23 protein-coding genes are annotated in these 23,352 nt (G+C 48.7%); 8 read left to right on the top strand and 15 right to left on the bottom strand.

Going from position 1 to position 23,352, the window contains the following annotated elements; genetic code table 11:
- Nucleotides 1–89: 89 nt before the first annotated feature.
- The 3 genes from dnaB to ACOMHB_RS25695 form a co-directional block, all read right to left on the bottom strand.
- Nucleotides 90–1,493, bottom strand: a complete 1,404-nt coding sequence (gene dnaB / locus ACOMHB_RS25705; RefSeq protein WP_317144729.1) for a replicative DNA helicase — start codon at nt 1,491–1,493, stop codon at nt 90–92.
- Between the two features lie 113 nt (nt 1,494–1,606).
- The gene (locus ACOMHB_RS25700) at nt 1,607–2,755 is read right to left on the bottom strand and encodes an RNA-guided endonuclease InsQ/TnpB family protein (RefSeq protein ID WP_448218882.1); all 1,149 of its coding nucleotides are present in this window, start codon (nt 2,753–2,755) and stop codon (nt 1,607–1,609) included.
- Complete coding sequence (locus tag ACOMHB_RS25695; RefSeq protein ID WP_448218881.1) at nt 2,733–3,119, bottom strand: IS607 family transposase; 387 nt, start codon at nt 3,117–3,119, stop codon at nt 2,733–2,735. The genes ACOMHB_RS25700 and ACOMHB_RS25695 overlap by 23 nt, the downstream gene beginning before the upstream one ends.
- On the opposite strand from ACOMHB_RS25695, the gene ACOMHB_RS25690 reads away from it, so the two are divergent.
- The 5 genes from ACOMHB_RS25690 to ACOMHB_RS25670 all read left to right on the top strand — a co-directional run bounded on the left by ACOMHB_RS25690 (nt 3,120) and on the right by ACOMHB_RS25670 (nt 6,496).
- Nucleotides 3,120–3,314: a hypothetical protein gene (locus ACOMHB_RS25690; protein ID WP_448218577.1), complete on the top strand. Its 195-nt coding sequence runs from the start codon at nt 3,120–3,122 to the stop codon at nt 3,312–3,314.
- 373 nt (nt 3,315–3,687) lie between these two features.
- Nucleotides 3,688–3,909: a twin-arginine translocase TatA/TatE family subunit gene (gene tatA / locus ACOMHB_RS25685; RefSeq protein ID WP_422135677.1), complete on the top strand. Its 222-nt coding sequence runs from the start codon at nt 3,688–3,690 to the stop codon at nt 3,907–3,909.
- A 10-nt stretch (nt 3,910–3,919) separates the two neighbouring features.
- Nucleotides 3,920–4,213: a Sec-independent protein translocase protein TatB gene (gene tatB, locus ACOMHB_RS25680; protein WP_422139151.1), complete on the top strand. Its 294-nt coding sequence runs from the start codon at nt 3,920–3,922 to the stop codon at nt 4,211–4,213.
- A gap of 34 nt (nt 4,214–4,247) precedes the next feature.
- Nucleotides 4,248–4,994, top strand: coding sequence for a twin-arginine translocase subunit TatC (gene tatC / locus ACOMHB_RS25675; RefSeq protein ID WP_422135679.1), 747 nt, complete (start codon nt 4,248–4,250; stop codon nt 4,992–4,994).
- A gap of 263 nt (nt 4,995–5,257) precedes the next feature.
- Nucleotides 5,258–6,496, top strand: coding sequence for an ATP-binding protein (locus tag ACOMHB_RS25670; protein WP_448218578.1), 1,239 nt, complete (start codon nt 5,258–5,260; stop codon nt 6,494–6,496).
- 130 nt (nt 6,497–6,626) lie between these two features.
- Here ACOMHB_RS25670 and ACOMHB_RS25665 read toward each other — a convergent pair whose 3' ends face one another.
- The 6 genes from ACOMHB_RS25665 to ACOMHB_RS25640 form a co-directional block, all read right to left on the bottom strand.
- Nucleotides 6,627–8,681 carry a PhoX family protein gene (locus ACOMHB_RS25665; protein WP_448218579.1) on the bottom strand — a complete coding sequence of 685 codons (2,055 nt, stop codon included), beginning with the start codon at nt 8,679–8,681 and terminating at the stop codon, nt 6,627–6,629.
- A 390-nt stretch (nt 8,682–9,071) separates the two neighbouring features.
- Nucleotides 9,072–9,518 (bottom strand): 50S ribosomal protein L9, encoded by a 447-nt coding sequence (gene rplI, locus ACOMHB_RS25660; protein WP_317144724.1) that lies wholly within the window; start codon nt 9,516–9,518, stop codon nt 9,072–9,074.
- Nucleotides 9,519–9,549: 31 nt separating this feature from the next.
- Entirely contained in the window at nt 9,550–10,422 is an 873-nt protein-coding gene (locus ACOMHB_RS25655; RefSeq protein ID WP_422139152.1) for a YybS family protein, read from the bottom strand.
- 36 nt (nt 10,423–10,458) lie between these two features.
- A complete protein-coding gene (gene rpsR, locus ACOMHB_RS25650; protein ID WP_034835335.1) occupies nt 10,459–10,683 on the bottom strand; it encodes a 30S ribosomal protein S18 in 225 nt (74 codons plus the stop codon).
- Nucleotides 10,684–10,777: 94 nt separating this feature from the next.
- The gene (rpsF, locus tag ACOMHB_RS25645; RefSeq protein WP_422135683.1) at nt 10,778–11,197 is read right to left on the bottom strand and encodes a 30S ribosomal protein S6; all 420 of its coding nucleotides are present in this window, start codon (nt 11,195–11,197) and stop codon (nt 10,778–10,780) included.
- A 149-nt stretch (nt 11,198–11,346) separates the two neighbouring features.
- Complete coding sequence (locus ACOMHB_RS25640; RefSeq protein WP_422135684.1) at nt 11,347–11,493, bottom strand: hypothetical protein; 147 nt, start codon at nt 11,491–11,493, stop codon at nt 11,347–11,349.
- A 38-nt stretch (nt 11,494–11,531) separates the two neighbouring features.
- On the opposite strand from ACOMHB_RS25640, the gene tamA reads away from it, so the two are divergent.
- Nucleotides 11,532–13,265, top strand: coding sequence for an autotransporter assembly complex protein TamA (tamA, locus tag ACOMHB_RS25635; RefSeq protein ID WP_448218580.1), 1,734 nt, complete (start codon nt 11,532–11,534; stop codon nt 13,263–13,265).
- Nucleotides 13,262–16,552 carry an autotransporter assembly complex protein TamB gene (gene tamB, locus ACOMHB_RS25630; RefSeq protein WP_448218581.1) on the top strand — a complete coding sequence of 1,097 codons (3,291 nt, stop codon included), beginning with the start codon at nt 13,262–13,264 and terminating at the stop codon, nt 16,550–16,552. Before tamA ends, tamB begins: the two co-directional genes overlap by 4 nt.
- Here the strand turns inward: tamB and ACOMHB_RS25625 are convergent, their stop codons facing one another.
- The 3 genes from ACOMHB_RS25625 to ACOMHB_RS25615 are packed head-to-tail and all read right to left on the bottom strand — an operon-like array spanning nt 16,553 to nt 18,044.
- A complete protein-coding gene (locus ACOMHB_RS25625) occupies nt 16,553–16,846 on the bottom strand; it encodes a HigA family addiction module antitoxin (protein WP_422135687.1) in 294 nt (97 codons plus the stop codon).
- On the bottom strand, nt 16,846–17,181 hold the full coding sequence (locus ACOMHB_RS25620; protein ID WP_448218582.1) for a type II toxin-antitoxin system RelE/ParE family toxin: 336 nt from the start codon (nt 17,179–17,181) through the stop codon (nt 16,846–16,848). The genes ACOMHB_RS25625 and ACOMHB_RS25620 overlap by 1 nt, the downstream gene beginning before the upstream one ends.
- Complete coding sequence (locus ACOMHB_RS25615) at nt 17,100–18,044, bottom strand: D-2-hydroxyacid dehydrogenase (RefSeq protein ID WP_448218876.1); 945 nt, start codon at nt 18,042–18,044, stop codon at nt 17,100–17,102. The genes ACOMHB_RS25620 and ACOMHB_RS25615 overlap by 82 nt, the downstream gene beginning before the upstream one ends.
- A 92-nt stretch (nt 18,045–18,136) precedes the next feature.
- Here ACOMHB_RS25615 and ACOMHB_RS25610 point away from each other — a divergent pair, with 92 nt between their 5' ends.
- Nucleotides 18,137–18,379: a DUF2789 family protein gene (locus ACOMHB_RS25610; protein WP_422135689.1), complete on the top strand. Its 243-nt coding sequence runs from the start codon at nt 18,137–18,139 to the stop codon at nt 18,377–18,379.
- Between the two features lie 13 nt (nt 18,380–18,392).
- On the opposite strand, the gene rlmB is transcribed toward ACOMHB_RS25610, so the two are convergent.
- The 3 genes from rlmB to rnr all read right to left on the bottom strand — a co-directional run bounded on the left by rlmB (nt 18,393) and on the right by rnr (nt 23,208).
- On the bottom strand, nt 18,393–19,130 hold the full coding sequence (gene rlmB / locus ACOMHB_RS25605) for a 23S rRNA (guanosine(2251)-2'-O)-methyltransferase RlmB (RefSeq protein ID WP_448218875.1): 738 nt from the start codon (nt 19,128–19,130) through the stop codon (nt 18,393–18,395).
- A 723-nt stretch (nt 19,131–19,853) separates the two neighbouring features.
- Nucleotides 19,854–20,492, bottom strand: coding sequence for a PAQR family membrane homeostasis protein TrhA (gene trhA / locus ACOMHB_RS25600; protein WP_448218874.1), 639 nt, complete (start codon nt 20,490–20,492; stop codon nt 19,854–19,856).
- A gap of 184 nt (nt 20,493–20,676) precedes the next feature.
- Complete coding sequence (gene rnr / locus ACOMHB_RS25595) at nt 20,677–23,208, bottom strand: ribonuclease R (RefSeq protein ID WP_448218873.1); 2,532 nt, start codon at nt 23,206–23,208, stop codon at nt 20,677–20,679.
- Between the last annotated feature and the right edge of the window lie 144 nt (nt 23,209–23,352).

Below are 23,352 nucleotides of genomic sequence, written 5' to 3'. Positions count from 1 at the left end.
TTTTACGACGTTGATTAAAGGCAACCTTTCCTCCTTCGAGAATATCAGTCGCAAATTTCTGAACAGGTTCGACACCTATAACTTCCTGCTTATTCATCATCAAAGTTGACATAAGCATCGGGGGCAAGATTCTCAAACCGGGTGTACTGACCAATAAAGGCCAATCTTACTGAACCGATAGGGCCGTTACGCTGCTTACCAATGATGATCTCACCAATACCCTTAAACTCGGTATCCGGGTTATAGACCTCGTCACGGTAGATAAACATGATGACGTCGGCATCCTGCTCAATCGCTCCGGATTCACGGAGGTCGGAGTTGACCGGACGCTTGTTGGGGCGTTGCTCCAAAGACCGGTTAAGCTGAGACAGCGCAATCACCGGTACGTTAAACTCCTTGGCGATGGCTTTCAGGGATCGGGAAATTTCCGAAATTTCGTTGGTACGACCTTCGCTGAAACCGGGAATCTGCATCAGCTGCAGATAGTCAATCATAATCATGGCCATGTCACCATGTTCACGAACTACACGACGGATACGGGAACGCATTTCTGAAGGACTGATGCCTGCGGTGTCATCAATAAACAGTTTTTTGTCCTTGATTTTCTCCACCGCTGACACCAGCTTCGGCCAGTCGTCTTCTTCCAGCTTACCGGAACGCACTTTGCCCTGATTGATTCGGCCCAGAGAGGACAACATACGCATCATCAGCTGCTCAGAGGGCATTTCGAGGCTGAAGACCATGACGACTTTTTCGGTATTTAGCAGGGCGTTTTCGACCAGGTTCATCGCGAACGTCGTTTTTCCCATCGACGGCCTGGCAGCAACAATAATCATATCCGACGGCTGCATACCCGAGGTCATATTGTCCAGATCACTAAAGCCTGTGGTGATACCGGTGATGGCATCACCAGCGTTAAAAAGCTCATCAATTTTCTGAACCGTGTTGTCCAGGATTTCCCGAACACCCACCGGGCCACCGGTTTTGGGGCGCTCTTCAGCGATGTTGAAAACCAGTCGTTCAGCTTCATCCAGTACTGTCTGGCTGTCCCGACCTTCCGGATTGTAGGCGCTTTCAGCCATCTTCTGACTGGCATTGATCACCTTTCTGAAAACAGAACGCTCCTGAATGATGCCGGCGTAAGCCTCAATATTGGCAATACCGGCAACATTGGCCACCAGCTCGGTGATGTACACCATACCACCGGCCTGTTCCAGTTCGTCCTGATTCTCCAGGGTGGCGGCCAGTGTCAGGGGGTCAAAGGGAAGCGTCTCATTCGCCGATTTAGCCATCGACGAGAAAATAATTTTGTGACGGGGATGATAAAAGTCGTCAGCCGTGATCTTGTCGGCCACTTTATCCCAGGCTTCATTATCCAGCAGCAGGCCACCGAGCACAGACTGCTCCGCCTCAATGGAATGAGGAGGGGTCTTCAGGCTTACGGTTGCTTCATCAATGGGCAGTTCGCTTTCTTGGGGCAGTGCTTCCAGCATGATTCATGAATACCAAAATCGGAGCTTACAGAATACAGCAACTTGATGGGTGACTAAACTCTTGATTAAAACCGCAACGAGCGCAACGCTCGCTGTTATGGCTAAGGTTCAAGCTACCTTGTCAAACACTTAAGAAAGACATTTCTGGCACCGTTGATATCACGATCAACGGTGAAGCCCTCACCCTTAATAATTTTGGAAGAACCTAATTTTTCGTCAATGGTACCGTTCCATGATCGAGTCTTGGATGTATAGGCTTCGTTGCAATCAACCACATGCTTTCCATACTTTTTTGCGTACCACTTAAGCCGCTTTTTGAATGGGTAGTGATTGAGGTCAAGCATCTGGCGGCAGGTGTTACGGCGAATGGTGCGAACCTTCTTATCTTTGCGTGTGACCATACCTCTTGTCTCAAAGGTTGGCAAAAATACAACGTCGTACTTCGACACCAACTCGAACGCCAGCCGGTTATGCAGATCAAGAACAATGTCATCCTTTTTGCATTTCAGCCGGTCAATTTCCCTGTTGAAATGAATAATCCGATCTCTTGCCCACTGGGGCATATCGGGGAACTCAACGCCCTTCTGCGTGTTCAGGATTTTTTGCTTTTGACTGATCAAGCTGTCCACTTGCTTCATCAGTGGGAACAGCTTTGTTTTTGCAACGTTATTACCCGCTATCAACGCCTCTTTTTCGCTGTAGCAAGTGGCAAAGGTGCGAACTCCGGGGTCAACTCCAACGCATCTAACCTTCCCTTGGATTTCGGGATTTAGTTCAATATGTTGTTGAACCTGAATGAACCAGCGACCTTTGTCGTAGGTTATGACACAAGACTTGCCAATCGCTTCTGCTGGCACATCTTCTGTCAGGTGAATCTTGCCAAGAGCCTGTACGCAGGGATTTAATCCCTTTGGCAAACGGTCAATAGAGAATGAGTGCCTGCTACCTTTGCGGCTTTTGAAACTGATTTCTGCAAAGCCCTCTTTAGCTCCCTTGAGCTTCTTGTTGTGCTTGCAGACCGCTTTGAATGTAGCCGCTGCCGCCAGTGTTCCATTATCAGAAACAAGCGAGTTATAAGCCCTGCCACTTTCTTTTTGCTCTTGCTTCACTTGAGCTTTAATGGCAGGTCGCATGTTGATGAATTTTCCGCTGGCATCTTTATAGTCATCGTTGCGGAAACGCTCAACAGCAAGGTTGTACGACCTGCGATAGAGTATCAGGGCATCGTGATAGGCTTGCTCATTCTCTGGGTAAAACCTGATCTTTTTTGACGCTACTATCTTTGCGTCCTTTGCGTCTTTTAGCAGATCGCTTCCCGTAGTGGCTATTGCAGAATGAGGTAATGAAACCGATAAGCTCTTGGGTGTCGAATGACTCACTGGCGTTATCCGGGTCATCCAAAACCTCGATGTGTCCTCCCGATAATTCAACAAGCCATTTGATGAGTCCAAACCCTGATCGGGCAAGGCGATCTTTTGTGGGGCGATCTTTTGTGGCAACCACAATATGGGTTGGATTTCCGCACACCGGTGATTCCAGAATGGTTTGCAGTCCTTTTCGCTTAAAGTTGAAAGCACTGGCAATGTCGCTGATAAATTCTGCGTCAGGATGTTTTTGGAGTAAGATATGCTTTTGCGTGTCGATGCTGGATTTTTGCTTTCCAGAACTGACTCTTGCATAGCATATCTTCCTTTACTGGCTAATGAATATGCGGAAGTGACCACCACTGGTTTGCTTCACTTTTTCGTAGTGACCGCTTTCGATCTTGCGCCTTATAGTTTGGCTGGTTACGCCTTCAATCTTGGCGAGCTTTGTAGCTGAAACCCACAAGATAAATTCACTTTTTAATGACTTATCTTGTGTCTAGCAGCCTGTCGGACTTAAGACTGTCCTACTGCGGTTGCAATAAATTGGTCTAAAAATCCCTGTTTCTTCGTCAAATAGCTCGCTATTCTCCTCAGAAACAGAGATTTTTATCCTCAATTTCTTGCAATCCTCGCTACGGACGCTTAAGTCCGACAGGCTGCTAGCGTAATTGATTTTGCGATTGTTGCAATTTTATTTGACTGCTGAAGCATTCGATTTGATTGAGGGTGAATCCCAAGTGTCCAGAACAGTCAGGGACTTGTCATAATTTCTCCATAATGAAACGCTATAGTGACCATTTTCAAAGAATCATAAAGGAAGAATCACTATGGGCCTTGGCGGTATCAGTATCTGGCAACTGTTAATCGTACTTTTGATCCTTGTCATGCTGTTTGGCACCAAACGACTTAAGGGTCTTGGCAGTGACCTGGGTGGAGCGATCAAGGGCTTCAAGAAGAGCATCAGCGATGACTCAAGTTCAGCAGAAATCCCTGCGGGCAATAGCCAGGACACCGAAAAGAGCAGGGAACTGAGTCATAACAAAGCCTGAGGACTTCAGCGTGTTTGATATTGGCTTTGCCGAACTGCTGGTTATCTCAGTGCTCGCCCTGGTGATTCTGGGGCCTGAGCGCTTGCCTTACGCGATAAAAACCAGTCTGCAGTGGATCAACTATCTGCGCAGCAGCGCCAGCACTATAAGAGAAACGGTCAATAGAGAGCTAAAGGTCGATGAGATCAAGCAGGATCTTCAGCTGGAGGAGCTGAATCAACAGGTTCGATCTCTAAAACAGGAAGCAACCGTAGCTACTGAAAACCTCTCCAAACCATCCGATTCCAAAATAAAGGCAGCCTGAACACTGCCTCTATTTGATGCCTGCCGAGACATTTATGAAGACTGAAACCCCAACGGTTCAATCGGAACAACCCCTGATTCAGCATCTGCTTGAGTTACGTACTCGTGTGCTGAAAAGTATGGTGATTACCCTGCTGTTCTTTGTCGGGCTGTTTTACTTTTCCAATGACATTTACGAGCTGGTTTCCGAGCCTCTGCGCCTGCTAATGCCCGAAGGCACCAGTATGATAGCCACCGATGTAGCCTCCCCTTTCTTTGCTCCGTTTAAACTCAGTCTTGTGCTCTCCCTGTTTATGGCCATTCCCTTTATTCTCCATCAGGTCTGGGGATTTATTGCTCCCGGCCTGTACAAGAATGAAAAGCATCTGGCCATTCCATTACTCATAACCAGCGTCATACTCTTTTATACCGGTGTCGCTTTTGCCTATTTTGTGGTGTTCCCACTGATCTTTGGTTTCTTTACCACGACCGGGCCTGAAACGGTCACCATGATGACCGACATCAGCAGCTACCTGAACTTTATTCTTAAACTGTTTTTTGCCTTCGGGCTGGCCTTCGAAATCCCTGTCGCAACGCTGTTACTGATCTGGTCTGGCATGAGCACCGTTGAATCCCTCTCCAGGAAACGTCCTTATATCGTGGTGGGCTGTTTTGTGATCGGTATGCTTCTGACACCACCCGACGTTATCTCCCAGAGCCTGCTGGCTGGACCTATGTGGATGTTGTTTGAACTTGGACTTTTGTTTGCCAGGATGACGCCTTTTATGAAAAAGTCTTCTTGAGAACGACCCTGCGCCAAGGTCCGTATTTATCGGGAAAGCCTGGCAAGATTTAAAGCGATAGCAGGCCATTTTCGGCCTGCAAAAAGCCATATACTTAAGCTACCAAAAGACCGATATAACTACTTGTTTTTAATATATAAAAAAGTAGAAAAAGAAATAAACCGACATTTGGCCGGAAGCTAAATAGGCAATTAGACGCTTTATAAACCGTCAAATAGACGCTAGAGTAATAGACAATTAGCCGAAACTTGAAACACCTTCTGATGCCAAATTTCCCACGCTACTTACAACCAAAAATAGAAGAGGCCTTGCAGGATACTCCTGTAGTCTGCCTGCTCGGGGCTCGTCAGGTGGGCAAATCAACTCTTTGTCGGAAGCTTTACTCTGAGCGAGTTTACCTGACCTTTGATGATGCTTCTGTATTGCAAGCCGCCAAAGACGACCCAGCTGGATTTGTACAGAACCTGCCTGAATACGTGACATTGGATGAAGTCCAACGGGTTCCAGAGCTGCTCTTTGCCATCAAGGCTGAAGTTGATCGCAATCGCAAACCTGGCCGCTTTCTGCTGACAGGCTCAGCCAACTTGATGTTATTGCCCAGAGTCAAAGAATCGCTTGCTGGGCGTATTGAAATTTTGCATCTGCATCCACTGACAGAAGCGGAAAAAGAATCAACTCCTCCCGTCTTTTTACAACGACTCTTCACACAAGCCCTGTCTGCCTCTATCAAAGGTGAGCAAAAAGAAATTCATGGTATCGCTGAACGGGTTTGTCGGGGCGGCTTTCCTGAGCCCAACACCCGCACACCCCATCGTGCAGGACAATGGTTTAATCAGTATCTTCAGACCATTATTCAAAATGATATTCGGGATATTGCCAACATCCGTGACGAAGATGAAATGCTGAAGCTGGCTGAGCTGCTATCTCTTCGTACTGGCAATCTGCTCAATACCAGTAGTATCGCCACTGACCTGAAAATACGACGCGAGACCACCGATAAATACATCGGTATTCTGGAACACCTGTTTCTCTTCTACCGTTTGCCAGCATGGCATAATAATGCTGCCAAACGCCTGATAAAAGCACCTAAAATTCATATCGCAGACAGTGGGTTGGCAAGCAGGCTGAATCGACTGAAAGCTGAAGAATGGCAGCACTATTCGACCCCCTTCGGTCCCATTCTGGAGAGTTTTGTAATACAGCAGATAAGAGCTCTGACCGAATGGCTGGATGACCCTGTCCACCTCAGTTATTACCGGGATAAAGATCAGGTGGAGGTAGACCTGGTCATCGAACACAATCGTGATATCTACGGTATAGAAATTAAAAAAGCTATCAGTATTCAGGAAAAAGACGGAGAAGGCTTAAGGCGACTTGCTGACCAGGCCGACAAACACTTTAAAGGTGGCGTATTGATTTATTGTGGTAACAATGCACTGCCACTCAAGACAAAAAACTGCATGGCGGTGCCACTGGATTGGCTCTGGCGCAATGATATATAAGTACCTGATCAGCTGGTTTTGTTCCGCCACCAGCCAATGGAAAACGACATAACAAAATGTTTTTCACAAAAAAAAGCCGATGAGCATTCCAATCATCGGCTTTGTCAAATTGGCAGTCAGGTGACGGCTATTAAACCCCCACTTCACCACCACCGTCTTTCATAACAACCACCGTGGCAGAACGCGCCCTGTTCGCACCACTTTCATCCTTTGCATCGGTTGACCCGGCGGCAGGCCAGTTCGATGGATGCTGAATATTCAGGAAGAAGCTCTGGTGATCCGGTGTAAACGCCAGACCAGTCACCTCACAACCATTTGGCCCGACAAAGAAACGCTTCAGTTGCTGCTGGTTGTCGGCGTTAACGGCTAACAAGTCCTCAGTACTAGTACTGCTTAGCTCAGATGGAATAATGGCCAGCATCTGGTCATTGGTGTTTTCATTGACACCACCGTCTGTCTGAATCCACAACAAACCACGGTCATCAAAGGCCAGACCATCCGGGCTGCCAAATTCATTGGCTTCATTCAATCCAGAGAGATTCACCAGGGCACTTTCAGATGCAAAAGAGCCGAACAGGAAGAACTCCCAGGTAAACTGGCTTGGATCAGCCCCTTCATTCCAGCGAATAATATGGCCATACTCATTTCCTTCACGAGGGTTGGCCACGTTGGTGTCGGTATCAGAATTGCCGTCCTGGTTATCACGATCAGTGTTGTTTGTCAGTGTCACATAAACAGAGCCGGTTTTCGGATCTACCGCAGTCCATTCGGGGCGGTCCATGGGGGTAGCGCCTACCAGATCAGCTGCACCCGGCGTGTTCAGGATAATTTCAGCCTGAGTCGTGAATCCTGAGATATCACCTAACCTTCCACCGTCTTTAGTGGTGGCATCGGGAGTCAGGGGCAACCACACACCCTGACCTTCCTCATCAAAGCGAGCGGCATACAAAGTACCTTCATCCATGTACTTTGCACCGGTGGCGAGACGATCTTCAGAGTCAGCATCTGCCGCGTCCCAGAGCTCTTTGGAAACAAACTTGTAGATGTACTCAAACCGGCTGTCATGGCCAGAATAGAAAACAACGGGCTGACCTTCTTCCAGTTTGCCAAATGAGCAGTCTTCGTGACGGAAGCGACCCAGAGCCGTCCGTTTAATCGCTTTAGCCTGTGGATTATAGGGGTCTATTTCTACAATGTATCCGTGACCATTAGCTTCGTTACGGAAATCCTCAGTCTCATCTCCGGAGCCCGGAGTTACATCAAAACGGGCAAACTCGCCGGTTTCGTTTTCGTCAGAAGATAGAACAGTATCCCAATCATAACGGGTCCCCCTGGAACTGATACCCAGACGTATTTGTTCTTCAGTCCAGTTAGACGGGTCATCGGAACGGGTAAAATAGCCAGGCCAGTTTTCTTCACAGGTCAGATAAGTCCCCCAGGGAGTGTGACCATTACCACAGTTATTGTTGGTGCCCCGGGCAAGGGCTTTATTCCCTTTTTCATCCGTGTATTTGGTAATCAGCAGATCACTGTCTGCCACCGGCCCGGTCAGATCCATTTCAGAGCCTGCAGTGTAACGCTTGTTGTAGTTGCTGTTTTTAACCACATCCCAGACGCCATCAGTCAGTTTGATGTGAACCACTGAAACACCATGAGCGTTAATTTCTTTGCGAACTTCCTCAGCAGGACGTACACCATTATTGTCAGTTGCCCCATTCGGATGCAGTCGCGTCTGATCAATAAACTCATGGTTTATACACAACAGACCTTCAGTACTGCTGCCTTCAAGGGGGAAGAAATGCATCCCATCATGCATCATGCCAGTAGCATTCGCCTGATCGGTGGAACTGTTGGTGCCATCATCTTTCCACTCTGCCGCTAAATCATTCAGTGGCGTTCCCCACGGCGCCAGAACCTGAGCGGAGTAGCCAGCAGGTACAGACACAGCATCGGTCTTGGAGCCGGAAATAGAGTCAAAGCCAAGAGAGAGCTCTGATGAAAAAACATCGTCAGAGTCGTCATCGTTACAGCCCGTTAAACCAAAGCTGGCCAGTGCACTAAATGCTGCCAGCGCACCCCCACGTTTCAGAACACCGCGGCGGGAGAGTTCTTTTTCCAGCACTGCCGAGATCGGCCTGTTATCACTGGAGTTATACACCGTCGGATCAAAAGTATATTTGCTCATGTAATATCTACTCGTTCAAGCCAGCTTTATTTGTTGTGTAATATCCTCTAAAGCAGGCTCATTAAACGACACAAGAATTACAGTGAAATGTATTTAAGATGACAGATTTAATACCAATCGTGCTTTCTAACTCCCGTGATGAGCATGGAGATTTGAGCCTTAAGACAAGGCGGCGTGAGGAGTCATAGCCTTAGCTATGGCGACGATCGCCAACGCAGAATTAAGGCTCAAATCTTCAGCGCAATAGGGAGTTAGAAAGTTCGATTGGTATAAAACAATCTTTTGACTGAAATGACGGCGAATGAAGAGGCAGGACAAAAGGCACATAAAAAAATACCCGTGGACCTAAGCCCACGGGTATTTTTCTATCAGGCGTGGTTACAACCGAACTTATTCAGCTTCAACGAATACCTTGATAGTCGCTGCAACGTCGGTGTGCAGCTGGATGGCGATGTCGTATTCGCCAGTAGCGCGAATGGGACCTTCGCCCATGCGAATTTCGCTCTTGGCTACTTCAACGCCAGCACCAGTGATGGCTTCAGCCAGATCACGTGAGCCGATAGAACCGAACAGCTTGCCTTCGTCGCCCGCTTTGGCGGTCAGGGTCAGTTCGATTTCAGCCATTTCAGCTGCGCGCTTTTGGGCAGCAGCCAGCTTTTCGTTAGCAGCCTTTTCCAGCTCGGCGCGACGAGCTTCAAAAGCTTCAACATTTTCCTTGGTAGCAGGCACAGCCTTGCTGAAAGGAATCAGAAAGTTACGACCGTAACCGGCTTTAACGGTTACCTTGTCGCCCAGGTTGCCAAGGTTGGCAACTCTCTCAAGCAGGATAACGTCCATCGCTAGCCTCTTACCTTATACCTAGTGCCTGTCAGCCCTGAATCTGCTTACTCACGCGGTTGCGAAAATCAAACAGACTGTCAAGACAAGCAGTCAAAACAATAACCGGGTATGCCAGTTGCGTAAGGGTGATCAACAGCATATACAGTCCAATCAACCAGAAGCTGCCCCGTTGACGCAGTTTTACCAGCCCATGGACCAGCGCCAGACCTGCAATAAACAGTGGCAACGATGCGATGGGTACCAGGGCAGTCATCACAGGTGACAGTGCCGACCCCATCAAAGTGATGGTCAGTAGACCTACCCCGACAGCTGCGGGTAACCGCACCTTGCGGAATTCTTCACCGAATCCTCCGGGGTTATAGAGATCGGCCTGCCAGGAGCGCGCCAGCATCAAAGCCAGGACACAAAACAGTATGTGCACCCAGGCCAGAGCACCCGCTACGCCGTACTCCAGGACCTGTCTCAGACGTTCACCCGGTTGCAGAGCCTCTAGACTGCTACTGCCCTGGAGACTCTTTTTCAGAAACTCCATCACAGTGCCAGCCATGACGCTGATCATCTGCGGTGATATCTGGTACATGGCAAAAGCCACGAGGCCTCCCAGCGGCACAACAGCCAACAGGGTTTTCGGCCATGAGACAGTCTGGCGCAGGACGCAAGCCAGCAACGCTGTGGTTGCCAACCCGATCAATACGCTGTACTGACCAAAGGCGGCCCAGGCTATTCCGGGTAACAAAGCCCAAATCAGGACTTTCAGTCCGTGGTCAATGCCGCGACGCAGTATCACCAGAGATACAATAGCCGCACTCAACCAGAAAAGCATGGGAATACAGGCAAATATGACCGCCAGAAACAAGGAATGTTTCGGGCTTTTCATTGCCAGTTCCGCCAGTTTACGCATCAAGCAATACCTTCAGTTCCAGAGTTTGCCGACTGATCAGTGACGATCAGTATATGGCAGCAGTGCGATGTAACGCGCACGCTTGATAGCTGTCGCCAGCTGACGCTGATAACGGGCTTTGGTACCGGTGATACGGCTTGGTACAATCTTGCCAGTTTCAGAAACATAAGCTTTCAGGGTGTTCAGATCTTTGTAATCAATCTCTTTCACGCCCTCAGCGGTGAAACGGCAGAACTTTCTGCGGCGGAAAAAACGTGCCATTGCAACGTCTCCTTGAATTCAACAAATGGTGATGTTCTTAATCCTGCCAGCCTGGGCTGAAACAGCCTTGAGCTAAAGCAGTATCAAGGACGACTTACTCGGCAGCTTCTTCAGCAGCTTCCGGAGCTTCAGCAGCTTCTTCACGACGCTCTTCACGACGATCTTCACGACGATCGTCACGGCGTTCACGTTTCTCTTCAGCCTGCATCATGATGGATGGCTCGGAAACGGCCTCATCACGACGGATCACCATGTTACGGATAACTGCGTCGTTATAACGGAAGTTATCTGTCAGTTCGTCCAGGATCTCATTGCTGCACTCGATATTCATCAGAACGTAGTGAGCCTTGTGGATCTTGTTGATTGGATAAGCCAGCTGACGACGGCCCCAATCTTCAAGACGGTGTACCTGACCGCCGTTTTCGCTGATAGCGCGTGTATAACGCTCTATCATGCCTGGTACTTGCTCGCTCTGGTCAGGATGTACCAGAAAAACAATCTCGTAATGACGCATTATTTGCTCCTTACGGGTTAAACAGCCTCCCACACTGAGTGAAACACAGGTTCCATTCACAGAGCAGTAAGGCAAGGAGATGGATCGGAGATGACAGTCACCTGAAAGATGCCTGCACACCACGCCCAGCTTACAAAGAGCGGAGGATTTTAGAGAAGTGTGACCATGGTTGCAAGAATTATAAACCGATGGCGGCCGACGTTAAAACGCATGAGAATCCGGGAATCTACTGCCTGACGCTGCTTTTTATTGAGATAGATCGACAGACCTTCTACGATATCGGTCAGTCCCGCCACTTTCTCTCAACAACTTTACTCTCAACAAATGGTCGCCAGTGGGTAAACTGAATAAATTTCTATCGATTATCGTACTTTTGCTTTCAGCCCTTCCTTCTGTTTGCCAGGCCCGATCCCATCTGACCTATGAGATTAAGGGTCTGGAAGACGGGCTGAAGCGGAATGCCGAACGCTTTCTGCAAACTTTGCCTGCTATTGAGCCCGGAGAATTGCCTGGCTATCAAAGCAGTATTCTTGAGGCCGTTCAGAAATCTCTGCAAGCCCTGGGCTATTTCAACCCAACCATTTCCATGAAGATGGATGGCAAAGATACTGACCAGCTCAAGATTCATGTTGATCCGGGACAACCCGTACTTATCCGCACCATCAAAATAGAACTGAAAGGAGAGGCCCGAAAAAACCGGTCGTTCAAGAGGATCGTCAAACGCTCCCCCCTTAAAAAAGGTACTGTCTTCAATAGCGGAGAATATGAAGAACTTAAAACGGAGCTTAACACCCAGGCCCAGTCTCTCGGTTTTTTCGACGCTCAGATGCAAACCCACAGAGTCAAAGTTTATCCACAAGAAAATGCGGCGGATGTCGAACTGGTTTTTGACTCTGGCAGGCGTTACCGCTTTGGGAACATTGTTTATAGAGAAATCCCTGAAAATACCCAAGCCCTGATCGAGAAAATGTTGACCTTCAAGCCCGGCTCAAACTATCAATCGGTTCAGCTGGGCAACCTGAACAAAGAGCTGGCCTCAACAGGCTATTTCCAGCAAATCGATATCCTCCCCATGCGGGATAAAACCGAAGACTACCATGTCCCTGTTTATATCGGTGTCATTCCCAAGAGGTATCATGAGATTGAAACCGGTGTCGGTTATTCTACTGACGAAGGCCCCAGGCTTTCTTTGACCTGGGATATCCCCATGATCAATGACAAAGGGCACAGCCTGACCAATGAGGCTCTGCTCTCAGCCCCAAGAGCCGAACTGACTTCCAGCTATAAAATCCCCTACGGCAACCCATTAACTGAATTCTATGACCTTCAGGTGGGTTATCAATATAAGCGACAGGAAGACACCATCAGTAACCTTGGATCGACGTCCATCCATAAATGGAAAAAAAACCCACATGGCTGGGACCGAGACCTGTTTTTAAGAATTCAATACGAAAGCTACAAACAGGGCCTTCAGAGTGGCGAAAGCTTTCTGGTCATCCCGGGCATTTCCATGACCCGACGCCACGCCAGAGGCGGGAAGCTCGACCCCCGGAGCGGCTACCTGATCATGTCCACGGCAGAATTTTCGGATAAGCTCTTTGCCTCTGATCAGAACTTTGTGAAGCTATGGGGCCGTACTAAAGGTTTAACAACACTGGCAGAAAAACACCGTTTCATTGGTAGAATTGAACAAGGTGCTATCTGGATAAACGACGTCAGCAAAATACCCCCTTCTATTCGTTTCTTCACTGGAGGTGACCAGACGGTAAGAGGCTATGACTATGAAAGCATTGCCCCCAAAGACGACAACGATAAATTGACGGGGGCAAAATATATGACTGCGCTCGGTGTGGAATACAATTACCAGTTTCTGGAACACTGGCGAGCCGCTGTTTTTGTTGACTACGGGACTGCCACCAATGACTACAGGGACGACTGGAAAACCGGAGTCGGCTTCGGCATCCGCTGGATAACCCCACTGGGCGCGCTGAGATTGGATCTGGCCTTCGCTGTCAGTGAACCTGGCACCCCTTATAGACTGCACTTTTCTATGGGGCCAGAAATATGAAGACGGCTCTGGGTATCTTAACCTCTCTTGTCACTCTCCTCTGCCTGATGCTGTTTTTGCTGCTGACTCATACCGGCAACCTCTGGCTGTGGAACCTGGCTCGCTCACAATTACCTGAACTTCACGGTGAATTGGTTCAGGGATCAATTTCCAACGGCCTTGTCTTCCAGAATCCAGGCTGGGTGGATCAGGATATGGCGTTCACAGCTAACCGACTCTCTTTGCAGTGGCAACCACAAATGCTGCTCGAAGGAAGACTGGTCATTGATGAACTGGGACTGGAAAATCTTTTAATTAAACTACCAGCGCCTGATAAAGCACAAACACCTGCCAGCGACGGACTGATATTGCCAGAGATAGAGCTACCTCTGCCCATCACTGTCAAAAAGCTGACTCTGGATAAAGGCACTTATGAACAGGGTGAGATTAAGGAAGAAGTCAGTAATATACTTTTGTCGTCTGATGCCCGGCAATCGCAAATCAATATCCAAGAGTTCAAGGTTGAACATGCTTTGGGCAAAGCCAGCCTGCACGGGAAAATAACACTGAGCGGCGATTATCCACTGTCAGCAACCGTTGAAATTCAACCAGCCTCCTTCGATAAAAAGCTCCAACCAGAAAATCTGAAGGCCAGCCTTCAAGGTTCTCTGGCCGACTATCAACTGGATGCCAGCGCCACGGCCAAATCCAATGTCCTGGCCACTTCCGGGACTCATAAAGAAATCCGGGTAAAGGTCTTACTCCAGGCACGGGGAGACCTTGAGCATATTGCGATCCATCGTCTCAATCTCTCAACCCCTGAAGGTGATGCAGATCTTTCAGGCCGACTGAACTGGACAAAGGGGATTGCCTGGAATGGGAAGGTGAATCTCAACAGTCTGAACACAGCCAGCCTCTTACCTCAGTATCCTGCGAGACTGGATGGCGTTATGAAAAGCCGTTTTAATCTGGACGGTAAAATCTGGCACCTGGTGATTTCTGAAATGGATATCACCGGAGAACTCAGGGACAAACCCGTCTCGCTCTCCGGCACACTGGACATCAATCATCTTTTTAACTGGAAGGTAGATCACCTCAATGCCAAAGTCGGTGAAAACCAGTTAAACGCTCATGGTCTTATTGATAAACAATGGGACATAGAAGCAGAACTCAATGCTTCAAAACTGGCAGAACTTTATCCCGGCCTTAAGGGTGAGGTGAAAGGTTTAATCCATGTATCCGGGAGCAAAAAGCAACCCAGATTGAACTTTCAACTGGACAGCTCTTCAGTTCGTTATCTGGACACAGTCGTCAAAGACCTCTCGGCAAAAGGTCAAATTGTAAAGAAAGAACAGATTCTGGGGCAGGCTCGCATCAGCATAGAGGCACTGAAACAGGGCACACACACGCTTAACCAGATCTTGCTTGAAGCCAGAGGCAATGAAAAACAACATCAGGTTCGGCTCTCAACCCAGGGTAAAGAGCTCAAGAGCATCATCACCCTGGCTGGCAGCTACCACAACGAACAATGGCAGGGACAGCTCACCCGCAGTGACCTGAACACAGAATTCGGAGATTGGTCACTGAAAAAGCCTGTTGATATCAAAGCCTCGGCAGCCAGCGCTTCATTCTCTGAATTCTGTCTGGAATCATCCCCTTCCAGTATTTGTGCTCAATCCAGCCACTTGGGCAAAGATTCAGGACTTCTCTCCTTTCACATTGAGCAACTCGCACCTGAAAGATTCAAAGCCTTTTTTCCCACCGATTTTGGCTGGCAGGCGATGCTTAACTCAAAAGGGGAAGCAAGCTGGCAGGATAACCAGCCGAAACTGTCGTTAAAGCTTTCTTCAAGCCCCGGAAAACTTCAGGCTTATGATCTGTCCGGCGATTACAGCCAGCTCAACATGGAAGCCAGAATCGTCAACAATCAGTTGCAAAGCTCCCTAAACTTCCTCTCAGACACGTTGGGACGCAGCCACCTGACCATAGCCGTCAATGATCTGAAAAACCGGAAAACCCTCAGTGGCCAGCTGAATATTGAGCAATTATTGCTGGAAATATTTGCGCCTTTCTTGCCTGAAGTTAGCGATTTGAAAGGTACTTTTTCTGCCCGGGGCCGACTGGAAGGCTCTCTTGCCAAACCTCTTTTTTATGGCCGACTGGCCATTGAAAATGGTTATGCCAATACCACACGAGACATTGTCAGCGTTTCTGAACTTAATACTTACCTCAATGTGAACGGTGACTCAGGCACAGTAGAAGGCAAAATGCAGGTAGGTAAGGGCTCACTGGATCTGGGAGGTCAGCTAAGCTGGAAAGATTTTCGGCAGCCTGCCGGTATCATCACCCTGAAAGGGCAAAACCTGGATGTTAAATACCCTGGCATGGGGGAGATCAAAGTTTCTCCCGACCTTAAGCTGACACTGTCTGAAAAGATAACACTGACGGGTATTATCCGAATTCCCTGGAGTCGCATTACCATCAACAGTCTTCCGGAGAGTGCAGTTTCAGTCTCAGATGATGTAGTAATAGTGCAGGAAGGACAAACTTCTGAGCTCCACGAACAGGCCTTACAGCTGTTTTCGATGAAGGTACGAGTCATACTGGGAGACGATATCCGGCTCAATGCTTTCGGTCTCAAAGCCAGACTGGCAGGGCATCTGGATCTTCTACAGCTTCCTGACAAACCCCTGGAAGGAAGCGGCACCATTAATTTAATTGAAGGTCGTTACCACCAGCTGGGCCAGGATTTACTGATCAAGGAAGGAAAAATCATTTTTCAGGGGCCTATCGATTCCCCCTATCTATTGGTCAATGCCATTCGAAATCCGGAAACCATCGAAGATAATGTTGAGGTCGGCATCAAGGTCAGTGGCTCTGTAAAAAAACCTGAGTGGACCGTTTATTCCAGCCCGGAAATGCCGCAACAGGAGCAGCTCTCCTATCTGCTGCGAGGCCGGGGTCTGGAAGGAGATGACAGTTCCGGTGTCCAGGCGATGCTGGTAGGGCTTGGTGTTTCCCGATTTGGTGGTATCGCCACATCGCTTGGTGAATCCTTTGGTTTCAGCGATGTCTCTCTGGATACTGAAGGCAGTGGCGATGATACCCGAATCACCATTGGTGGCTACATAGCCCCCGGTCTCCGCCTGCAATACGGTGCAGGGGTTTTTGACTCAGTCAGCGAAGTGAAAGTTCGCTATGAACTCATGCCCAGACTCTATCTTCAGGTCGTCAGTGGTCTGGCTCAGGCTGTGGATATTTTCTATCGCTTTACCTATACCCCTGATTCCAAAAAAGGGCCTGAGTGATCACGCAAAAGAAAATTTGAAAGGCTTCAGAGTATTGAGCTTTACTGACTGCTCTGATTGCCAGATGTCGTAGTTGTTCTGCATAACCAGCCAGCTTTCCGTAGTTCTGCCAATAACCATGGAAAGTCTTCTGGCCATCTCAGTGGATATAGCGCTTTTTCCCTGCAAAATCCTGTTCAAAGTTGAGGGTGAGACCTCCAGAGCCTCAGACAGTTGCCTGCAGCTAACTTTGGCTGGTTCCATGTAGGTTTGCTTTATAAACTCTCCCGGGTGGAGTGGATCGTGCATTCTCATCAGTGATAATCCTCGTAGTTCAATATGTATGCATTGCCATCAGTAAATTCGAATGTGATGCGCCAGTTTTTTTTAACTGTTATTGACCATACTCCTTTGCTGTCTCCTACCAGTGGATGAAGGCCGTAGCCCGGAAGGTCAATATCATCAATTACGTTTGCAGTGTCGATGGCTTGTAGCTGAGCCTTGACTCTTCTCGCGTGCATGGTCTGGATACCCGATGGCTTTCCAGTTTCGTAAAGGAAACTGACTCCTACTCCTGAAGAAAACGTATATAGTGCTCTGCCGCAAAATTGACCAGACGTTGTCTCGACTCGAGACTTCCCCAGGCGCAATGGGGAGTGACCATCAAATTTGGCAGAGACGTGCTGAGCAGGATATTTCCGTGTCTGGGGGGCTCCTCTGTCAACACATCAAACCCGGCGCCTCCCAGTCGTCCTGCTTCCAGTGCCGAAACCAGAGCACTCTCGTCTACCAGCCCGCCTCTGGCGGTGTTGATCAGAATAGCCCCGGATTTCATCAGTGACAGTCTTCTCTGATCCATCAGGTTGGCAGTGCTTTCACTCAAAGGACAATGCAAACTGACGACATCTGACTGTTTCAATCCTTCGTCTAACTCCAACCTGTCTTCAGAGGTTGTCGGCGAACCTGGCACTTTAGCCTTCAACACATTCATACCGAAAGCTTCTGCCAGCCTGGCAGTGGCCTTACCCAAGTCACCATAACCGACAATGAGCAGTGTTTTACCCTCCAGTTCCATGATCGGATGATTCAGTAGACAGAATCTGTCGCTTTTTTCCCAGCTGCCGTTGGTAGCATCTTGGGTGTAAGCAGGAACAGAGCCCGCCAGAGACAGAATCAAAGCCATGGTATGTTGGGCAACAGATGCGGTGCTGTAACTTTCTACGTTCTGGACTTTAATTCCTCGCAGATCACACGCAGCAAGATCAATATTATTTGTTCCCGTTGCCATTACTCCGATATATCGAAGGTTGGGGAGTGAAGAGAGTGTCGACTCATCAATCACCACTTTATTGGTGAAAATCGCTACCGCATCACGACAACGTTCAACTATATCTTCTGGTTGACTCTGATCGTATATTTCCAGCGGTAATGAAAGCTGTTGAAACGCTTCCAGTGATACGCCGTCACCCAGAGTAACCCGATCCAATAAAACGACATTCTTTTTTGTACTCACATTTTTTACCTTTGGAATTCGGTTTTATCTTTTCAAAAGACAGTGGCCTGCTATCATGACGTTACGAAAACAGATTCCATCAGGAGGTCTCAATGGAACCTGCTCATCACACCATGAACGATTTGTTTGATCAGCTTGGATTGCCCAGCAGCGACCAAGAAATCAATGCCTTCATCGAAGAGCATAAAAAAATGCCCCATCGGGTAAAAATTGAGCATGCCGACTTCTTTTCAGACAGCCAGCAGGCTTTTATTCAACAGGCATACAATGAAGACGCTGACTGGGTTGTAGTCATTGAACATCTGGACGCTCTGTTGAGAGAAAAACCATCCTGAGAATTTCGGAGTTCTATGACTGTCTTTGGCGAACCGCCTCAAACAGGCAGACACCTGTCGCTACAGAAACATTCAAACTGCTGACTGACCCTGTCATGGGGATAAAGATTAAAGAATCACACTTGTCACGGGTCAGTCTTCTCATTCCCTTACCCTCAGCACCCATCACCAGGGTCAGGGGCCCCTTGAGGTCTGTCTTGTAAAGATCACAAGCGCTTTCACCGGCGGTGCCAATCATCCAGATGCCACGATCTTTCAGCCAATCCATGGTTCTGGAAAGATTGGTCACCTGTACCAGCGGGACATTCTCTGCTGCGCCACAGGCCACTTTTCGAGCCGTCGCATTCAGGGTGGCAGATTTGTCTTTGGGCGTAATCATGGCGTGAACACCGGCGGCATCAGCGGTTCTTAGACAGGCACCCAGGTTATGAGGATCGGTCACGCCATCCAGTATCAAGAGGAAAGGCGGCTCATCCAGCGTGTTCAGAAGATCTTCCAGATCGCCCTCCCGGTAAACTTTCGCCTGCGCAACACGGGCCAATATACCCTGGTGCACCCCTTCAACTTTCGAGTCCAATCGGGCGCGCTCGACAAAACGCACCGTCACGCCCTGGTTGCGGGCTTCCTCCACCAGCGCATTAATGCGCTTATCAGTGCGACCTTTCTGGATCAAAAGTTCCAAAACTTTTTCAGGAGAATGCTCAAACAGGCTCTGCACAGCGTGCAGGCCAAAAACAACATCATCACTCATTACGGGAATTCGCATGCAGGGTTGGAATCAGGATTGGAATGCATATTAGCAGAGCCGAAGGCTTCAGTGGAATGGATACCGTTCTTCACGCTTGAATAAACAATACCCTGTGATCTACACCATTGAGGGTCATCTGGTACAGGTCAAGGTCCTGACACTCCCCGCCCTATCGAGGCTGTCGCAAAAGCCCAACAACTCGTTCCCACGCTCTGCGTGGGAATGCATACCTCCCCTGAAAAGCGGACTCTGCAGCTCGAGATAAGTATGGATTCCCACGCTGGAGCATGGGAACCAGAGTTTTGCGACAGCCTCAATCGGGCGAGGGTTCTTGATCGCTCAAGAACGTTTCTGTTTCATAGTTCGTTGCTCAGGGAACAGGCTTGGTTATCGCATAAAAGTTCCGCAGTGGGAGCTTTTACGATGGCGAATCAACGGGGGCGCCTAGCCCCATGCTCCCCAAGTCTCACACAAACTCCACAGACTTAACATCCCGTCTGCCCGACGGTAGGTCTACAAGAGACAGGACAAAAGGTAGCAGTTTACCTACAAACACTCAACCGGAACGCTCTACGCGTTCCCGCCTTATATCCCCGCCCGCATTGGGCGAGGCTTTACGGCGAAACTGGTAACACCCCATGACTACAAAAAGCGATGAATGGCTGCCTGCCACCTCACACTAACACGAGCACTGACAACAGTTCTGCCCCATAGCCTGATCTGGAACTAACCGGCAGGCAGTACGTGAAAAAAAACAGCAAAGAAATGACAGACACTACCGCCCAGAACAAAAACATGCCAGATAGCATGGTTAAAGGGCAGCTTTTTCCACAGGTAAAAAACCGCCCCAAGAGTATAAGAGAGGCCACCCGCTAACAGCCAGCAGATACCCTCCAGCGATACCTTGCTGGCCAACTCTTTTGACGCAAAAAGAACCAGCCAGCCCATCAAAATATAAGTGGCTACCGAAAGTTTTTTAAAGCGTGGACCAAACCAGACTTTAAAAACAATGCCCGCAATAGCCAACAGCCAGATAATGGCAAACATGATCCAGCCCAATGTTCCCCTCATGCTGACCAGTAAGAACGGGGTATAGGTTCCGGCGATCAGAAGGTAGATGGAACAATGATCCAGCAGCTTGAAGACCCTCTTGGTGTTCTCATGCTGGATACTGTGATAGAGCGTGGAAGATAGAAAGAGCAGTATTAGCGTTGCCCCATAGATACTGAAGCTGACAATGCGCCAGACATCATGCTGTTCGGCAGCATAGGTTACCAAAAGGGTCAAACCGGCCACACTGAGCAGAGCGCCCAGACCGTGGGTGATACTGTTTGCAATCTCTTCAGCCAGGCTATATCTGGCCATGAGGTTGTTTCCTGTGTCGGTGTTGACTGACATCTTAACACTCGGAATAGGCTATTGAGCCCGGATAATACTCAAGATTCTGGTTAATGTCAGAGCAGATTACAAAGAAAGATCAACTTGCTGTTCACCGATTGCTGAAATCATTAGGCGTCAAATTGGAAATTGCCGCCTGACCGCTTTCAAATCACTTAGCCTTTCTCTTTCTCGGCTGTCTGTCGGCCGGTTTTGCAGACGACTTTTTATTCGTTTCTGGCTTTTTACCGGCTGAGGATTTACCGGACTTCTTGCCGGTACTTTTAGCCTTGGCTTTTTGCTTGCGAGTGGTTTTTTTCTTTTTACCTGTAGTTTTCTTGCCCGATTCTTCAGACTTTGCTGCATCCAGTAAAGCTCTTTTTGCGGCCCGACTCTTGGCCACACTGGTTAATGGCTTGCCACCTTTTGAGGGGCTTTTTCGCGATTTGCGGGAACGTGAAGGTCTCTGCGCAGTACCTGTGGATAATTCGAAATCAATTTTCTGGTCATCCAGATTGACGCTGGCCACCATGACTTCGATATCATCACCTAATCGATAGCTTCTGCCGGTTCTTTCACCCACCATACGATGATGAACAGCGTCGTAATGATAATAATCATCCGGAAGGCTAGTGACGTGTACCAGACCTTCTACATAAATATCATCCAGGGCGACAAACAGGCCAAAGCCTGTAACGGACGAAATGACACCGGAATACGTCTGTCCGATATGCTGCTGCATGTACTCGCACTTCAGCCAATCCATAGCATCCCGTGTAGCTTCGTCTGCCCGGCGTTCTGTCGCAGAACAGTGCTCTCCCATGGCCAGCACTTCACTGCCATCATAGGGATAAATGGTCTTTTTATTCATCTCTCTGGCACCCACGCGAACAACATGCCGGGTTTCAACAGAAGAACGAATAATATGACGGATAGCCCTGTGCACCAGCAGATCAGGATAACGACGAATCGGCGAAGTGAAGTGCGCATATTCGTCAAAAGCCAGTCCGAAGTGCCCCTGATTATCCGAAGTGTACACGGCCTGACTCATAGAACGCAGGACCACTGTCTGGATCACATTGTAATCGGGGCGATCTTTAACCGATGCCAACAAAGCCTGAAAGTGAGCGGGCTTCAGCTTGCCAGCAGGCAGCGATAAGCCAAGACTGGCAATAAAGCTGTTCAGATTGAGCCGCTTCTCCATAGAAGGCCCTTCATGCACGCGATAGAGCCCGGGAATCTTGTGTTTCTGAAGGAATTTGGCCGCACAGACATTGGCGCAAAGCATGCATTCTTCAATCAGTTTGTGCGCGTCATTGCGGACAGCAGGGACAATCTTTTCGATTTTTCGGTTACGACCGAAAACGATCTGTGTTTCTACCGTTTCAAAATCAATAGTGCCACGGTCAGAACGAATACTTTTCAGAACCTTGAACAGGTTATAGAGTTCTTCTACATGGGGAAGAACCGCTTTTCGTTCGCGACGTAAAGCCTTGCCCTCATCACTGAGTGGCTTTGATAGCATTTCCCAAACCTGGGTATAAGTCAGACGGGCATGGGAGCGGATCAGACCCTCGTAGAACTTGTAACCGGAAATTTTTCCATTGCCACTGATGGTCATTTCGCACAGCATGGCCAGACGATCCACTTCAGGATTCAGAGAGCAGAGCCCGTTTGACAATACTTCCGGCAACATGGGAATAACATGTCCCGGGAAGTAGACAGAAGTGCCCCTGTTATAGGCTTCTTTGTCCAGTGCTGTTCCGGGCTTCACGTAATGGGAAACATCAGCAATGGCTACAAATAAACGCCAGCCGCCGCTTTTTTTGGGTTCACAGTAGACTGCATCATCAAAGTCACGGGCATCTTCGCCATCAATGGTAACGAAAGGCGTCTCTCTCAGATCAACACGGTGCTTTTTGTCCCGCTCAGCCACTTCCGGCTTGAACCGGGCCACCTGCTCTTCCACTTCAGGAGGCCACTCATGAGGAATGTCATGGGTGCGTAATGCAACGTCCACTTCCATTCCGGCATCTTGTCGTTCACCCAACACTTCTTTGATCAGGCCCATCGGCTGAACACGTCGGCCAGGCTGCTCAAGGATTTCAACCAGAACATATTGCCCATGGCTGGGCATCAAAGGGCCCGGCTTGATGAGAATTTCGCGATCAATTCTGGAGTTTTCCGGTACGACAAAAACATTGTCGTTTTCTATGTAAAAGCGACCCACCAACTGGGTGGTATTACGCTCTATGACTTCAACAATCTGACCTTCAAGTCGTCCTCTGCGGTCCACTCCGGTTTCACGAATGACCGCACGATCACCATCAAAAGCCTTGCGCATTTCACGCCATGAGAGGTAGTAATCTTCGCCGCCCTCATCAGGAATCAGGAATCCATAGCCGTCCTTATTACCCTGAATACGCCCTTTGATCAGATCCATTTTACTCAACAGACCGTAGGTTCCCTTGCGGGTTTCCAGTAGCTGACCATCACGAATCATAGCTTTAAGGCGGAATAACAAAGCTTCCTGCTGCTCAGGCAGAGTTACACCCAACTCACGGCACAGTAACTTATGGCTTGCCGGAGCCCCTCTCTTTTCCAGAGTCTCCATAATAAAAAGACGACTGGGAATCGGGTTGTCGTAGCGAGCTGCTTCATCAGCAGCCTGGGAGTCCAGTTCTTTCCACCCTTTTTTGGGCATAGGGTTTATTAACCTCTCTGTGATCACATAATGTCTGTATGCAGTGTAACCCTACTCCGGGTAACTAGCGCGCATCTTTGCTTAGTATGCCCACACTTTCAACTTAATTCCTACCGCATATGCGTTGGCAGACACGACGATGCA

The sequence above is a fragment of the Endozoicomonas sp. 2B-B genome (assembly GCF_053470045.1).
This window is presented reverse-complemented; position numbering and strand designations above follow the sequence as displayed.

Excerpts from the sequence above, each read along its gene's own strand:
- ACOMHB_RS25610 (WP_422135689.1), top strand. The coding sequence starts at position 18,137 with ATGGAACCTGCTCATCACACCATGAACGATTTGTTTGATCAGCTTGGA.
- dnaB (WP_317144729.1), bottom strand. The coding sequence starts at position 1,493 with ATGCTGGAAGCACTGCCCCAAGAAAGCGAACTGCCCATTGATGAAGCA.
- trhA (WP_448218874.1), bottom strand. The coding sequence starts at position 20,492 with ATGGCCAGATATAGCCTGGCTGAAGAGATTGCAAACAGTATCACCCAC.
- rpsF (WP_422135683.1), bottom strand. The coding sequence starts at position 11,197 with ATGCGTCATTACGAGATTGTTTTTCTGGTACATCCTGACCAGAGCGAG.
- ACOMHB_RS25670 (WP_448218578.1), top strand. The coding sequence starts at position 5,258 with ATGCCAAATTTCCCACGCTACTTACAACCAAAAATAGAAGAGGCCTTG.
- tatC (WP_422135679.1), top strand. The coding sequence starts at position 4,248 with ATGAAGACTGAAACCCCAACGGTTCAATCGGAACAACCCCTGATTCAG.
- ACOMHB_RS25690 (WP_448218577.1), top strand. The coding sequence starts at position 3,120 with ATGCTTTTGCGTGTCGATGCTGGATTTTTGCTTTCCAGAACTGACTCT.
- rnr (WP_448218873.1), bottom strand. The coding sequence starts at position 23,208 with ATGCCCAAAAAAGGGTGGAAAGAACTGGACTCCCAGGCTGCTGATGAA.
- ACOMHB_RS25665 (WP_448218579.1), bottom strand. The coding sequence starts at position 8,681 with ATGAGCAAATATACTTTTGATCCGACGGTGTATAACTCCAGTGATAAC.
- rplI (WP_317144724.1), bottom strand. The coding sequence starts at position 9,518 with ATGGACGTTATCCTGCTTGAGAGAGTTGCCAACCTTGGCAACCTGGGC.
- rpsR (WP_034835335.1), bottom strand. The coding sequence starts at position 10,683 with ATGGCACGTTTTTTCCGCCGCAGAAAGTTCTGCCGTTTCACCGCTGAG.
- ACOMHB_RS25655 (WP_422139152.1), bottom strand. The coding sequence starts at position 10,422 with ATGCGTAAACTGGCGGAACTGGCAATGAAAAGCCCGAAACATTCCTTG.
- tatA (WP_422135677.1), top strand. The coding sequence starts at position 3,688 with ATGGGCCTTGGCGGTATCAGTATCTGGCAACTGTTAATCGTACTTTTG.
- rlmB (WP_448218875.1), bottom strand. The coding sequence starts at position 19,130 with ATGAGTGATGATGTTGTTTTTGGCCTGCACGCTGTGCAGAGCCTGTTT.
- ACOMHB_RS25625 (WP_422135687.1), bottom strand. The coding sequence starts at position 16,846 with ATGAGAATGCACGATCCACTCCACCCGGGAGAGTTTATAAAGCAAACC.
- tamB (WP_448218581.1), top strand. The coding sequence starts at position 13,262 with ATGAAGACGGCTCTGGGTATCTTAACCTCTCTTGTCACTCTCCTCTGC.